The sequence below is a fragment of the Geomonas silvestris genome, assembly GCF_014193515.1.
Taxonomy (GTDB): domain Bacteria; phylum Desulfobacterota; class Desulfuromonadia; order Geobacterales; family Geobacteraceae; genus Geomonas; species Geomonas silvestris.
Genome location: NZ_BLXX01000003.1, coordinates 156853 through 170628 on the forward strand (window position 1 = coordinate 156853; position 13776 = coordinate 170628).

Here is a 13776-nt window from a genome sequence, read left to right on the forward strand (position 1 = left end):
GTGAAACGATGCATAAAAAAGCGGTAATCCTGTACAGCGGCGGGCTCGATTCCACCACCTGCCTGGCCATCGCCCGCGAGCAGGGCTTCGAGCCCTACGCGATCAGCTTCCGGTACGGCCAGCGCCACGCGCACGAGATGGAGGTCGCCAAGCGCAACGCGCGTCCCATGGGCGCGGTGGATCATCTGGTAGTGGACTTCGACCTGAGGAAAATGGGGGGGAGCGCGCTCACCTCGGACGTCGCCGTCCCGAAGACCGGCGTCGAGGAGAACGAGATCCCGGTTACCTACGTGCCGGCCCGCAACACCATCTTCCTCTCCTTCGCCCTGGGCTGGGCCGAAGTGCTGGGAGCCTTCGACATCTTCATCGGCGTGAACGCGCTCGATTACTCAGGCTACCCGGATTGCCGCCCCGAGTTCGTCGAGGCCTACGAGAAGATGGCGAACCTCGCCACCAAGGCGGGTGTCGAAGGGCGCAAGCTCACCATCCACACCCCGCTCATCAGCCTCACCAAGGCCGAGATCGTCAAGAAGGGGCTCTCGCTTGGCGTCGACTACGCCCAGACCCACTCCTGCTACGACCCGGCAGAGGACGGTGCCGCCTGCGGCCTGTGCGACTCCTGCCGCCTGCGCCTGAAAGGGTTCGCCGAGGCGGGCGTGAGCGATCCGGCCCGGTACGTTAAGGGGTAGCATCCGATAAGCAACACAGACGAAGGTGGTAACGTGAACGATACGACTCCAGGCAATTCTCCGCAGGAAGCCTCCTGCTGCGCAACGCACAGCAAAGATGCCAAGCACAAGCTGAGCGATGTCCAACTTACCCACGACACGCGTAACATCCCGATCAGCAAGGTTGGCGTGAAGGACATCTCCTATCCCATCGTGGTTATGGACAAGAACCGCTCCTTCCAGAACACCATCGCGCGCATCAACATGTACGTCGACCTGCCGCACCACTTCAAGGGGACCCACATGAGCCGTTTCGTGGAGATCCTCAACAAGTACCGGGAAGACATCGCGCTGGACAAGATGGAGACCATCCTGGCGACCATGAAGCAGAAACTCGGTGCCTCCAACGCCCACATGGAGCTGGAGTTCCCCTACTTCGTCGAGAAGGAGGCGCCGGTCTCCAAGGCGAAGAGCCTCATGGAGTACTCCTGTACCTTCAGCGCCTCTCTGTCCGACAGGTTCGACTTCGTGCTGGGGATCAAGGTGCCGGTCACCTCGCTTTGCCCCTGCAGCCGCGAGCTCTCGGCCTACGGCGCCCACAACCAGCGCTCCATCATGACGGTCCAGGTCCGCTACAACGAGTTCATCTGGATCGAGGATCTCATCGAGGTCATCGAGGAGTGCGGCTCGTCGCCGGTCTACTCGCTGTTAAAACGCGAAGACGAGAAGTTCGTCACCGAGCGCGCCTACGAAAATCCACGTTTCGTCGAGGACATGGTGCGCGAGGCGACGGTCCGGCTGCTCGCCATGGACAACATCACCTGGTTCTCCGTTGAGGCCGAAAATTTCGAGTCGATCCACAAACATAGCGCCTATGCGGCCATCGAGCGCAGCAAGTAGCCCATCTGTCGGACAACGCCGGTCAATGCATTGACTGTGGATAACTCTGTTGATAAACGGCAAAAATGTGGACAAAACTAGCTTTTAACTTTTCATTTACTCTTTTTAAATAGTGCCTTGCTAATGAATCCTGTACTCGCCGTCTTCGCAAAAACCCCGCATCCTGGCAAGGTTAAGACCCGCCTGGCACCCGCTCTCACTCCCGAAGAGGGGGCTGAACTCTACCACTGTATGCTCCAGGACACGATTTCCCGGGTGCGTACCCTCGGTGTGGAAACCGTCATATTCTACGATGGAGACGAGGAGTTCTTCAGGAACTTCCATCCCGGCCTCAGACTGATCCGACAGCACCAGGCGGGACTGGGCGAGCGGTTGGAGGCAGCTTTCAGGCAACTGGAGGAACTCGGCTACCGGGAGCGGGTCGTGATCGGCAGCGATGCCCCGGATCTGCCGCTCCCCTTCATCCGCGAGGCGTTCGACCTGCTCGGTGCAGGGAAAGACGTCGTCTTCGGTCCCGCTGAGGACGGCGGCTACTACCTGGTCGGATTGAGCGGCGGGATGGCAGATCTCTTCCAAGGTGTCCCCTGGTCCACCTCGGAGGTCCTTGCGGTGAGCCACCAGAAGGCGAGGGGCGCGGGGTTCGAGGTGGAGCTGATTTCCACCTGGTACGATATCGACAGTTACGACGATCTCTTGCGCCCCGGGTTGTACGACCCCGGGAGCGGAGCCACTTTCACCCGGCACTATCTTTTGGAGCACGGCATCGAGCCTTCCGGCGCCGCTGTCCGATCGTGCGGCTGAGCTAGCTGCGCAGGCTTTCGTTTTCATGGTAAAGTTTTTCCGGCCGGGGAGAGCGACCTGGCCCTGAGTCCGACCGCACCGCACCTACTGACGCTGCAAGTCCGGCTTCCTTCCGAATCCTGAATCTCAGTCCGACAACCCCAGCAAAACGGTTACCCCATGCCCGATACTGCGCACAGAATCCTCAACGAGGTCTTCGGCTTCAAGGCGTTCCGGCCCCATCAGCGCGAGATCGTCGAGCACGTCATCGCCGGCGGTGATGCCTTCGTGCTGATGCCGACCGGCGGCGGGAAATCGCTCTGCTTCCAGGTCCCGGCGCTCTGCCTCCCCGGCACGGCGCTGGTGGTCTCGCCGCTCATTTCGCTTATGAAGGACCAGGTGGATGCCCTGCGGGAAAACGGTGTGCCTGCCGGGTGCTACAACTCGGCACTCACCGAGGCCGAGGCGCGCCGGGTGCTGGCCCAACTGCACGCGGGCGAACTGAAGCTCCTCTACGTGGCGCCCGAGCGGCTATTGAGCGACGGCTTCATCGAGCGGATCAAAGAACTCCCCATCTCCCTGTTCGCCATTGACGAGGCGCACTGCGTCTCCGCCTGGGGGCACGATTTCCGTCCGGAGTACGCCCAACTCGGCATGCTGCGCGAGATCTTCCCGCAGGTCCCGATGATCGCGCTCACCGCGACCGCCGACAGCCAGACCAGAAGCGACATCCTCTCCCAGTTGGGGCTTTCCCGGGCGGCCTGCTACGTGGCCGGCTTCGATCGCCCCAACATCCGCTACAACGTCGTGGAAAAGCACAAGCCATTCAACCAGCTGACCGCCTTTCTCGCCGGCAGAAAGGATGAGGCAGGCATCGTGTATGCCCTTTCCCGCAATCGGGTTGAAGAGGTTGCCGACAAGTTGGCTGCCAACGGAATCAAGGCGGCAGCCTACCACGCCGGGCTTCCGGACAAGGAGCGCCATCGGGTGCAGGATGCCTTTTTGAAGGATGACATCCGGGTCGTCGTCGCGACCGTCGCCTTCGGGATGGGGATCGACAAGTCGAATGTGCGCTTTGTGGTGCACTACGACATGCCCAAGAGCATCGAGAGTTACTACCAGGAAACGGGGCGCGCCGGGCGCGACGGGCTTCCTGCCGAGGCGCTGCTCCTCTTTGGATACGGCGATATTGCCATCGCGCGCGGGCTGATCGAAAGCGGCAACAACGCGGAGCAGAACCGGATCGAGCTGCACAAGCTGAACTGCATGGCAGCCTTCGCCGAGGCACAGACCTGCCGACGCCGGGTGCTTCTGGGGTACTTCGGGGACCGGCTGGAGAAGGACTGCGGCAACTGCGACATCTGCGAGAGCCCGCCCGAGCGCTTCGACGCCACTGAGAACGCGCGCAAGGCGCTCTCCTGCGTGTACCGGGTCGGCCAGCGTTTCGGGATGATGCACGTGATCGACGTGCTGCGCGGCTCCCAGAACCACCGCATCCTCGAGCTCAGACACGAAAAGCTCTCCACCTACGGCATCGGCAAGGACCTCTCCCAGGACGCCTGGAGCGGCCTGATCCGGCAACTGGTGCATCTGGGGTATCTCGAACAGGATCTGGCCAACTACTCCGTTTTGCGGCTCACCGAGCTGGCGAGACCGCTCTTAAAGGGGGAGGAAAAGCTGGAGCTGGCGCGTCCGAGGGACAGCAGGGTGGTCGAGAAGAAGAGCACGAGCGCAAAGAAGCCGGGCTACGACGGTGCTCTTTTCCAGGAGCTCAGGGAGCTCAGGAAGGCGATCGCCGACGAGCAGCAGGTGCCGCCCTTTGTCGTCTTCGCCGATGCGACGCTCGCCGAGATGGCAGCCCAGAAGCCCAGAGACAAGTGGGAGCTCTTGAAGATCACCGGCGTCGGTCAGCACAAGCTCGCCCGCTACGGCGACGCCTTCCTGCGGGTGATCAAGGAGCACAAGGAAGGGTAGGGGATTGGTTGGGTACGGTCTCGGACTCTCGTGATCAAAAAAGCGAAGGGGGATCGGCAGCAAAGCCAGTCCCCCTTTTTTCGTTTCATGTACCTCGTTTCCATGCTCGAGCTGCAACCCTACCGGATCACCTCCAGCAAATACCCGCTCTTCTCCAGGTGCTTCACCACGTCCTGGATATGCTCGGCGCCCCTGGTCTCCAGCTCCACCAACACCTCGGTTTTTCCGATGGGGAGCGATTTCGAGCGACGGTCGTGGGTGATTATCGAGATGTTGGCCCTAGCCTCGGCGATGACGGCGGAAAGCCGTGCCAGGGCGCCAGGCACGTCGTCCAGCTCGACCTTGAGCTTCAGGTAGCGCCCCGCTGCCAAGAGGCCGCGCTCCACAACCACCGCGATGGTCTTCACATCGATGTTCCCGCCGGAGAGGACCGCTACGGTTTTCCCGGAGAGCCGTTTTACCCGCCCGTTCAAAAGTGCGGCGAGGCCGACTGCACCGGCCCCCTCGACCATCAGTTTGTTGCGCTCCAAAAGAGAAACGATGGCAAGGGCGATCTCCTCCTCGTCAACCAAGACCACCTCGTCCACCAGATCCTTTACCACCGGAAAGGTCTGATCTCCTACCGTCTTCACCGCGATACCGTCGGCGAGACTCGCCATGATGGGGGCGGTGAGAATATGTCCCTTTTTCAGGGAGAGCTGCATGGACGGAGCTGCGGCAGACTCGACGCCGATGATGCGCACGTGGGGATGGGTTTCCTTGATGGCGCGGGCGATGCCGGCAATGAGACCACCGCCGCCGATGGGAACCAGCACGTTGGCAAGATCCGGCAGGTCTTCCAAAAGCTCCAGTCCGATAGTCCCCTGCCCAGCCATGACGTAGGGATCGTTGAACGGGTGCACGAAGAGCGCACCGCCCGCCTCGGCCTCGCGCAGGGCTGCGGAGCAAGCTTCGTCGAAGTTCTTCCCTTCCAATACCACGGTGGCGCCGTAATCGCGGGTGGCGAAGACCTTCTGGGGCGGGGTGCTCTCGGGCATGTACACCGTTGCCTTCACGCCGAGAAGATCGGCCGAGAAGGCAACGCCCTGGGCGTGGTTGCCGGCCGAAGCGGTGATCACGCCGCCGGAGAGCGCCTGGCGGGGTTGCGAGGTCATGAAGTTGAGAGCGCCGCGGATCTTGAAAGCACCGGTCCTCTGCAGGTTTTCACACTTGAAGTAGAGCGGCAGGCCGAGTTGCTCGCTGAAGTGGTGGGCCTGGATCAGTTCCGTGCGGCGCACCCTTTTCTTGAGTCGGTGGGCGGCGTCGAGGATCAGGTTGTAATCGAGCATGGGTTCCTTCCGGCGGGATGAAAACTGCGGTTCTCCGCCACAAAGAGGCACAAAAGTCACAAAAGATGCTGGGCGATACGGCTTCAACCTGGTCATCATTCCAGGTATTTCTCTTTTGTGTATCTTGTGTCTTTCTGCGGCCACCTGCCTTTATGGGTTAGTGGTCGTGATGGTGATCGTGGTGATGGTGGTCGCCCGAGCAGCTGTGCCCGTGCCGGTGTGCATGCGCGTGGCCGTGGGACGAAAAGCGTGGGCGGTGGCGGAACTGTTTCGGGTGCCCCGCGTCGGTGGTGCAGCTGGTGCTCTCCACCTGCAGCGTGGTGTGCGAGATGTGGAAGAGCTCGAACAGGCGCTCTTCGATCTTGCGCAAAAGCCCGCTGTGGTCGCCGCGGTAGCTCGCCGGCACTACCACGTGCCCCGAAAGCGCATTGATGTGCGAGCAGATGGTCCAGATATTGAGGTGATGCACCTCTTCGACCCCGTCCACCTCACGGATGGCGGCGGCAACCCGGTTCACCTCGAGGCCGCGCGGTACCCCCTCGAGCAGGATGTGCAGGGAATCTCGCACCACGCGCCAGGAGCCCCAGAAGATCACGAAGCCGATCCCGACCGAGATGATGGCGTCCAAAAGGTACCAGTCGGTGAAGTACATGACGATGCCGCCGGCGATGACGCCGACCGAGGCGGCTGCGTCGCCGATCATGTGCAGGAAGGCGCTGTGCACGTTGAGGTCGTCGTGCGAGTGGGAGTGCAGGGCTCCCGCGGCGAAGACGTTCATGGCGAGGCCCACCGCGGCGATGAGCATCATCGGAAAGCTCTTCACCTCTTCGGGGTGCTGGATCCGCCCCATCGCCTCGTAGCAGATGACCAGGGCGATGATGAACACGGTGCTGCCGTTTATGAAGGAGGCAAAGACCTCCATCCGGTGCCAGCCGAAGGTGCGGGTGTCGGTCGCGGGGTAGGAGGAGAGCTTGATGGCGCCCAGCGAGAGGAGCAGCGCAAAGAGGTCGAGAAACACGTGGGCCGCATCGGAGAGCAGGGCCAGCGAGTTGGTCCACAGACCGCCGATCACCTCCGCGATGAGCGTCGCGGCGGTGAGGAAGATGGCGAACTTGAAACGCCCGGCAATGCTCTGGTCCAGATGAGTCTCGGCGTGCGCGTGCATATGGTGCCTCAGACGGCAGGGTCGTAGTTTCCTGCCAATTGCGTCTTAGAAGTTGAGGGCAGCCTTGAGCGAGTAAATCATCCGCTCCTGGTACTCAACCTCGGCGGTAACCCCAAAAAGGGGCAGCGGAGATATCTTGAGCCCGGCGAAATAGCGCGGCTGCCAGAACTCTTCGGTCTTAAGCGGCACTCCCCCTTGCAGGGCCGTGGAGAGCGACTGCAACTGCCCGGTCGCCTTGCTGTTCACGTAGACTGCGCCGGCCCCGACGTACGGAGTCAATATCAAAAGCCCCTTGCTGAGCGTCGCGTCGACACCGGCGGTCTGCAGCTCGAGGTCGTTGACGCCGGCAAGCTTCGTGTAGCTGCCGCGGATGCCAAGAGCGGGGGTGGCGGCGCTCCCTTCAAGAATCGCCTTGCTCACTTCGAAGCCGTACAGCTTGATGTTGGAATCGGGGACATAGGAGTACATGGCGCCCACGTCGATACCCCAGAAGAGCCCTTTCCTGGCCCGCAGCTTGGGCAGCAGCAAAAAGGACGGGGCGTCGTTGCCGAAGGCGGCCCGCCAATAGTCGGCATCCTTCTTGATGTCGACAGCGGTGACCTCTACGCCGATGTCAAACCCGGTCAGGCCCAGCGGCTCAGCCGGTGCGGTGTTCTTGTAGGAAATGGCGGCTCCCGCCTGGTGGCTTAGGCTCTTGAACGCGCTCTGACCGATCCCTTGGGTGAAGCTGAGATCCCGTGCCAAAGCCTCGGCTCCAGTGGTTAAAAGTAGTGACAGGGCCATTATAATGATCTTCTTCACGGCGTCCTCCGTTCTCATTGAAAAGTACGACACGTTTTAATCTTAGCAGAGGCACCTTTTAGGGTCAATCACTTAGGGCCTTTGGCGCCTTGCAATTTTCTGCATATACTGTTAACCTTCCGGCCAAAGTCATGTTGGAGGAAAGCGTAAATGGAACCGATTCACCACCGTCTCATTATACTTGGATCCGGCCCGGCCGGTTACAGTGCAGCGATCTACGCGGCGCGTGCCAACCTGAACCCGGTACTGATTACCGGGCTGCAGCAGGGCGGGCAGCTCATGCAAACGATGGAGGTGGACAACTGGCCTGGCGACCCCGACGGTGTGATGGGGGCCGACCTTATGGAGCGCATGCGGCGTCATGCCGAGCGCTTCGGCACCGAAATGATCTACGACCATATCCATACTGCACAGGTGAGGAAGCCTCCCTTCGTCCTGGAAGGCGACAGCGGCACCTACAGCTGTGATGCGCTGATCATCGCGACCGGTGCCTCGGCCCGGTACCTTGGACTCCCTTCCGAGCAGGCTTTCAAAGGAAAGGGGGTCTCCGCCTGTGCGACATGTGACGGATTTTTCTATCGCGGCAAGCCCGTCGCGGTCGTTGGCGGCGGCAGCACTGCCATCGAGGAAGCCCTCTACCTCGCCAACATCGCCAGCCACGTAACCGTGGTGCACCGCAGGGACAAGTTCCGGGCCGAGAAGATCCTGGTCGACCGCCTGATCGAGAAGACCCAGACCGGCAAGGTCACCATCGAGTGGAACCAGACCCTTGAAGAGGTCCTGGGTGACGAGTCCGGTGTCACCGGCATCCGCATCCGCCACAGCAGCGGCTCGGACAAGGTCATCTCCGTGCACGGCTGCTTCATTGCTATCGGTCACACCCCGAACACCCATCTCTTCAAGGGGCAGCTGGACATGGAGGATGGCTACATCCGCACCAACGGCGGCTGCGACGGCGACGCCACCGCGACCAGCGTGCCGGGGGTCTTCGCCGCCGGCGACGTGCAGGATCAACTCTACAAGCAGGCGATCACCTCCGCCGGCACCGGCTGCATGGCGGCCCTCGACGCGGATCGCTACCTGGAGATGCTGAAGGACTAACGCGGGGATTAGGGACTGGGGACTAGGGGCTAACAAGGCAAGGACGTTCTTAGTTCTATGCTCTAAGTTGGACAACTTGGGGCTGGGGACGAGAATCGGGCTGCGCGTGCTATCGGATTCCGCCGCGCGTGCTATGCTTTTTGCTGCGTTTGTTCCTACTCCAAAAGTCTTGGGCACACGAGATTCGCTCCTACCACAGGCCGTAAGGTGAAACCGGTAGGGGCGAGTCTTGTTTCTGCCTGTCTGCAGCGGAGGGCTCATGCTCGCCAAGGTCCTCTCCAGTGCCCTGTTGGGCATCGACGCGATCATCATCGATGTCGAGGTCGACATCGCCCAGGGGCTGCCGCAACTCGCCACGGTCGGGCTCCCTGACAACGCGGTCAAGGAGAGCAAGGACCGCGTCAAGGCCGCCCTCAAAAATACCGGCTACGAATTCCCCAACCGTAAGATCACCGTGAACCTCGCCCCTGCCGACGTGAAGAAGGAGGGGGCTTCCTTCGACCTCCCCATCTCCATCGGCATCTTGGCCGCCACCGCCGTCATCAAGCCCGAAAAATTGAGCCGCTACATCCTTTTGGGGGAACTCTCCCTGGACGGGAGCGTGAAGCCGGTGCGCGGCTGCCTGTCGGTAGCCGTGGCGGCGCGTGAGGCGGGACTTGCCGGCATCGTCATCCCGGTGGAGAACGTCTGCGAGGGTGGGGTCGTCGAAGGGATCGAGGTGATCGGGGTGAGCGAGCTCTCCCAAGTTGTCGATTTCCTGAACGGCAAGCTCGAGATCCCGGCCTACCGTGCCGAACTCGCCGACCTGTTCAGCCAGGGAGGGGAGGCAGGGGACGACTTCAGCGAGGTGCGCGGCCAGGAACACGCCAAGCGCGCCCTCGAGGTAGCGGCGGCCGGAAGCCATAATCTCCTGATGATAGGACCGCCAGGATCCGGGAAGACCATGTTGGCCAGGCGCATTCCCTCTATTTTGCCGCCCATGCTCTTCGAGGAGGCGATCGAGACCAGCAAGGTCTATAGCGTGATGGGGCTTTTGGAGCGCGACCACGCACTGATTTCCAGCCGTCCCTTCCGCTCGCCGCACCACACCATCTCCGATGTCGGGCTCATCGGCGGCAGCTGTGACTTTTCAAAATAGACGCGACTGATTGAGAATAAATGCGACAGAAGAGTTTAAAAGTGCGTTTCTAAATTCCAAAGCTCGAGCTAGCGGCTAATTTTGAAAACTTTACAGCCATAGTGAAACACGGTATTTTGAATTAGGAGTACTTTTGAACCTAGTAGATGTAACTGACACTCCTGGACCGGTTGCGGAATGGACCGCCGGGAAACGGGTTTTTTATGAACTTGCAGCGTCGCTCTGAAATACGCTCCCTTGAAATACATAAAGAGGTTGTTAAGGTTCTAATTGCATCTCCCGAACTGTGGGCTAAGGTGCGCTCGAATATAGAGGAATGTCTCCAGGTTTCTCCCTGTCCTGCCTATGAAGAGTGGTGGGAGATTCTCAATACTTGGCCGAAAGAGCAAATTTTCCGTCTTTTAACTACTGATTCTGAAGAGTCATCTAGGTTGCGAAGCTCGACCCCATTCACTGGCATAATTTCTCAAGAAAAACGAAATGAAATCTTTGCAAAGTTCTCTAGGGCAGCAAATCCTCACCAACCTTTTTAATTCTGCTGAAGTTGGCGAGATCCACTCCACTCTCTTTGACTTGCTCAGACGAATTGAATCCTACTCCCTCCACGAATAGTGCCGCTGCTCATTTGTTTACACGGACCTCACTCTCTCTGATGTTGAAAATGGCATTGCAGCATGGAGCAACTGTCAAGTTGCTAAATTCCGTTGTTTCGCTCCAGTGGTGCCCATAACTTTAGTCTTTGACAGATCTGATCAGTTTTCTTGTCCCAAAGAAACTGTTGGCCTTGTGGCGCAAAATTTGCAGTACAAGGCCGGATGGGAAATGTTGCGTTCAGTAATACACGGGCGAGTGGACAAGGTGGTAAATGATTAGTTTCGTCAGCCAAGGAGAAGTCAAAGTTAAGCAAATGTCGCTCTTTCGCAATTTGAGAGGAGATCACATTGTATGGTGGTATGGAGGAGTACAAAAAAGTCACAACGCAGAGACAGTGCCAGATGTAATCGTATATTTTCGTGAGATCGATTCCTCGGGCTGTCTTGGCGAGTTTACTGGGGTTAAAGTTGGAATCACGATGCTTGGGCTTCTGCGCATTGGGTCGATTTGGCGTGAAGGATTCTGCCATCTTGAAGCACATCGAACCACGGACGTGTTCGACGTCAACTTCTCAAAAGGAGGTTGGAGGTTTGTCTCTCCCTGCCAATACCTGGAACAACAGGCAGCAAAGCCTATCATTAGGCAGCAAGATTATCCGTTGAGGTACACTCGCGACAGAAACTGGCTAGTTGACTTAAAGATTGGCGATGGAAAGAGCCTTCTTATCCCATGCCTAGAGTTCTTCACTCGCTATTACGGTGCGTCTGCTGAGGTTCGACGCGTGCTAACAGCATACCCGTGGGACGAAGCCTTAGCTCGGTTATTCTCATCCACACAGGAATTGCCGAGTCCGGGCCGGTGGCCAGTCAAACTTGCGAAAAGGATGACAAATGGGGATGTGATCTTTTTAGCGCACCTTCTATATGACGAGCCTGCCCGCCTAGCCGCAAGGAGGATTTACAGCCAACTAGAAGCCAAATTTAGCGCGGGAAACAGTATAGCCTTCCCCCAAATTGGTCCATGGTACACTGGTCCCAGCCGGATAAAGGCAACTGGTATTTGGATCAACGATATGAACACGTTCCTTGCTTTGCAGATAAACGGCATTTGTGAGCCAGCAGGTCTTCCAATCTCAAGGGATCGTGACAATACCAACAAGATCGACCAGAAGGCTGAGGCTGCGGCAGGTCGTGTCGTCCGTGAAGCGTGGAGTGGAATGAGGACGTTCGGGAATTTGCCAAAAATCGTCGACTGCACGGATGACGATGATCCTGATCAAGGTTCTGGGACAGTCGAAGTCGAAGAGGCCAGTCTAGAGATTCTGGGACTCAGAAGGGTTGTAGTTGACGTGCGGCGTGAGAAAGCACATTCGGAGGCCGGCACACGTAGGGCTGATGGTGCGTCTGTGGCGTTTTCGTCAGGTGAGAATTACGGCACGGGGAAAGGCGTCGGTCATGCATCCCTATTTGTACCACAACAAAATTTGGAGTCCAAAGGGACACTCAGAGACATGTGGAACGCACTGATTTATCTGCAAAATGAACGACCAGATGTAATTGAAAATGTGAAATGGTACTCTCCTGCAGATGGTTTTAGCTCTTCCTCTGAACCAAAGTTGATTCCGCTGAAGCCGTTTGATCAGACTGAACTAGTAGGACTTTCTAAGACCAAGCGAGAGTGGCCATATCTTGATGTTGTATGGAAAACTGTCCGTGGTCTACTTGTTGTGAAAATCATCGCAGGTCGAAAGGTCATTTATATAATTGAGATTCAGCGCAGGCCACGTGTCGGAGTTGCCGGTACAAGCGGAGAGGAGTCTTTTAGAGGCCTAGTGTGGATTTTAGGAGATAAGGAGAACTTTCAGACTTGTCTGAAAAAATTGCTTTCAAAAATAAAGGAAACAATGGGCGTGGTAAAGAATTTAGAAGGGCAGTTGCCAGGCATTGTCCTTTCTTTCAAGCACAGTCACTCTAAGGATGATAAGGTCCCATGCATGGCGGGAGTTCTAAATGCTTTGCGGAAAGTAGGAGTGAAAGTTTAATTGGTGCTACCTGCAAAGTCACTTGGTTGCGAGCGCTAACCGGGACGAGGTTAGCGCCGCCCCCAATGACACAGAAAATGGATGAGCATGCCTACGGTGAGCTTGCCACGGTAAATTGGCGGATGCAACCAAGCATACTTAAGTTACCTACTCTGTATGACAAAGAGCCTTACTAGCAATGTGAAGAAGTGTCACGGTAACATTGAACTTTGGGTCGATCATGGATTCCTCAACAACCGCTAGGCCTGGGGGGGCGTCCTCGAGCCAGACTGCGCCATTTACGACCCCCTTCCTTGTCTCTTTTTCCGTCGGAGGATTAGCTGTGAGCGAAAAGGCAATCGATCCCTCCTTCACTGTAGTGACAAGTTTGTATGGGAAACCTGCGGTATAGGCCCGAGTGATGGCGTTTTTGCTGGAAGTTATATATACGGTTTTCGAACCAAAATATTCTATATATTTATGGGCAACGGCAGTCATTGAACAGCAATACCTTTCAGATGCCAGCTTGTGAAACAAATCAATTGAAGCGGTGAATCCCTTTAGATCCTTCTTGATAGATTGGCCTGGGAGCATCAGCTCTCCAGCAAATTGCCTAGCTTCGATATCAATACGGCTTTCGTGGTCAAGGGATTTTATATGCTTTCTTCGGTAAAATGTTGATTTCAAGTGCCACGGGATTATTAAATGGCCGAGCAGTATCGCTATTGTGAAGGTTTCACGTTCTGGGTAGGTTGCTTCTGAATCAAGAAGTATAATTGGGTTCTCGACGGTTTTGTGTAAAATACCTTCTGAATCACCGGTTTGAGTGTATAATAGTTCGACGCCAAGGTTCTTAGCTATCTGTCTGACATCAACGGGAAGTGTCTTGACTTTATAATGATGAATAATGAATTGAGCATATTCAGTAGGCGTGGAAAAGAAAGGAAATTCCTTAAATATTTTACAGCCAGTTATTAAGGCAATGTAGTCGATAACCCGTTTCTTTTTTTCCGGTTCGAGAGCTCGAGCCATAGAATAAAACAGCCGATCAGAGGGATCATCCAGCTCTCCGGCGGATTCGACAAGGAGGCTGTCTACAGGAGCGTCGAGAATGTGGGCAATTTTCAAAACCAGCCCATACGAAGGCTTTCTATTATCACCTTCTATTTGACTAATAAAAGGTGTACTAACCCCAACCGCCTCCGCCAAGCTGGCTTGCGTCAGCTTTTTTTCTTTTCTTTTTGCAGCGATTCTTTTACCAACGCTCATTGTCCTTCCATCCTCTCAACTAGAAAATCTTAAATTAA

At 57.2% G+C, this 13776-nt stretch carries 11 protein-coding genes; 7 read left to right on the plus strand and 4 right to left on the minus strand.

The window, feature by feature from the left end:
* Window positions 1-8 precede the first annotated feature (8 nt).
* The 4 genes from queC (at window position 9) to recQ (ending at window position 4322) form a co-directional block, all read left to right on the plus strand.
* Window positions 9-689 (plus strand): 7-cyano-7-deazaguanine synthase QueC, encoded by a 681-nt coding sequence (gene queC / locus GMST_RS07035; RefSeq protein ID WP_183353929.1) that lies wholly within the window; start codon window positions 9-11, stop codon window positions 687-689.
* Between the two features lie 111 nt (window positions 690-800).
* Entirely contained in the window at window positions 801-1568 is a 768-nt protein-coding gene (gene folE2, locus GMST_RS07040; protein ID WP_183354134.1) for a GTP cyclohydrolase FolE2, read from the plus strand.
* 123 nt (window positions 1569-1691) lie between these two features.
* A complete protein-coding gene (locus GMST_RS07045) occupies window positions 1692-2369 on the plus strand; it encodes a TIGR04282 family arsenosugar biosynthesis glycosyltransferase (protein ID WP_183353930.1) in 678 nt (225 codons plus the stop codon).
* A gap of 159 nt (window positions 2370-2528) precedes the next feature.
* Complete coding sequence (gene recQ / locus GMST_RS07050; RefSeq protein WP_183353931.1) at window positions 2529-4322, plus strand: DNA helicase RecQ; 1794 nt, start codon at window positions 2529-2531, stop codon at window positions 4320-4322.
* A gap of 119 nt (window positions 4323-4441) precedes the next feature.
* Here recQ and ilvA read toward each other — a convergent pair whose 3' ends face one another.
* The 3 genes from ilvA to GMST_RS07065 form a co-directional block, all read right to left on the minus strand.
* Window positions 4442-5650: a threonine ammonia-lyase gene (ilvA, locus tag GMST_RS07055; RefSeq protein ID WP_183353932.1), complete on the minus strand. Its 1209-nt coding sequence runs from the start codon at window positions 5648-5650 to the stop codon at window positions 4442-4444.
* Between the two features lie 157 nt (window positions 5651-5807).
* A complete protein-coding gene (locus tag GMST_RS07060) occupies window positions 5808-6815 on the minus strand; it encodes a cation diffusion facilitator family transporter (RefSeq protein WP_183353933.1) in 1008 nt (335 codons plus the stop codon).
* A gap of 45 nt (window positions 6816-6860) precedes the next feature.
* Entirely contained in the window at window positions 6861-7616 is a 756-nt protein-coding gene (locus tag GMST_RS07065; RefSeq protein WP_246399258.1) for a hypothetical protein, read from the minus strand.
* A 150-nt stretch (window positions 7617-7766) separates the two neighbouring features.
* Between GMST_RS07065 and trxB the strand changes: the two genes are divergently transcribed.
* The 3 genes from trxB (at window position 7767) to GMST_RS07080 (ending at window position 12490) form a co-directional block, all read left to right on the plus strand.
* Window positions 7767-8717 carry a thioredoxin-disulfide reductase gene (trxB, locus tag GMST_RS07070; RefSeq protein WP_183353934.1) on the plus strand — a complete coding sequence of 317 codons (951 nt, stop codon included), beginning with the start codon at window positions 7767-7769 and terminating at the stop codon, window positions 8715-8717.
* A 259-nt stretch (window positions 8718-8976) separates the two neighbouring features.
* Entirely contained in the window at window positions 8977-9855 is an 879-nt protein-coding gene (locus tag GMST_RS07075) for a YifB family Mg chelatase-like AAA ATPase (RefSeq protein WP_183353935.1), read from the plus strand.
* Between the two features lie 865 nt (window positions 9856-10720).
* Entirely contained in the window at window positions 10721-12490 is a 1770-nt protein-coding gene (locus tag GMST_RS07080; protein ID WP_183353936.1) for a hypothetical protein, read from the plus strand.
* Window positions 12491-12637: 147 nt separating this feature from the next.
* Here GMST_RS07080 and GMST_RS07085 read toward each other — a convergent pair whose 3' ends face one another.
* Window positions 12638-13738, minus strand: coding sequence for a helix-turn-helix domain-containing protein (locus tag GMST_RS07085; RefSeq protein ID WP_183353937.1), 1101 nt, complete (start codon window positions 13736-13738; stop codon window positions 12638-12640).
* Window positions 13739-13776: the final 38 nt, after the last annotated feature.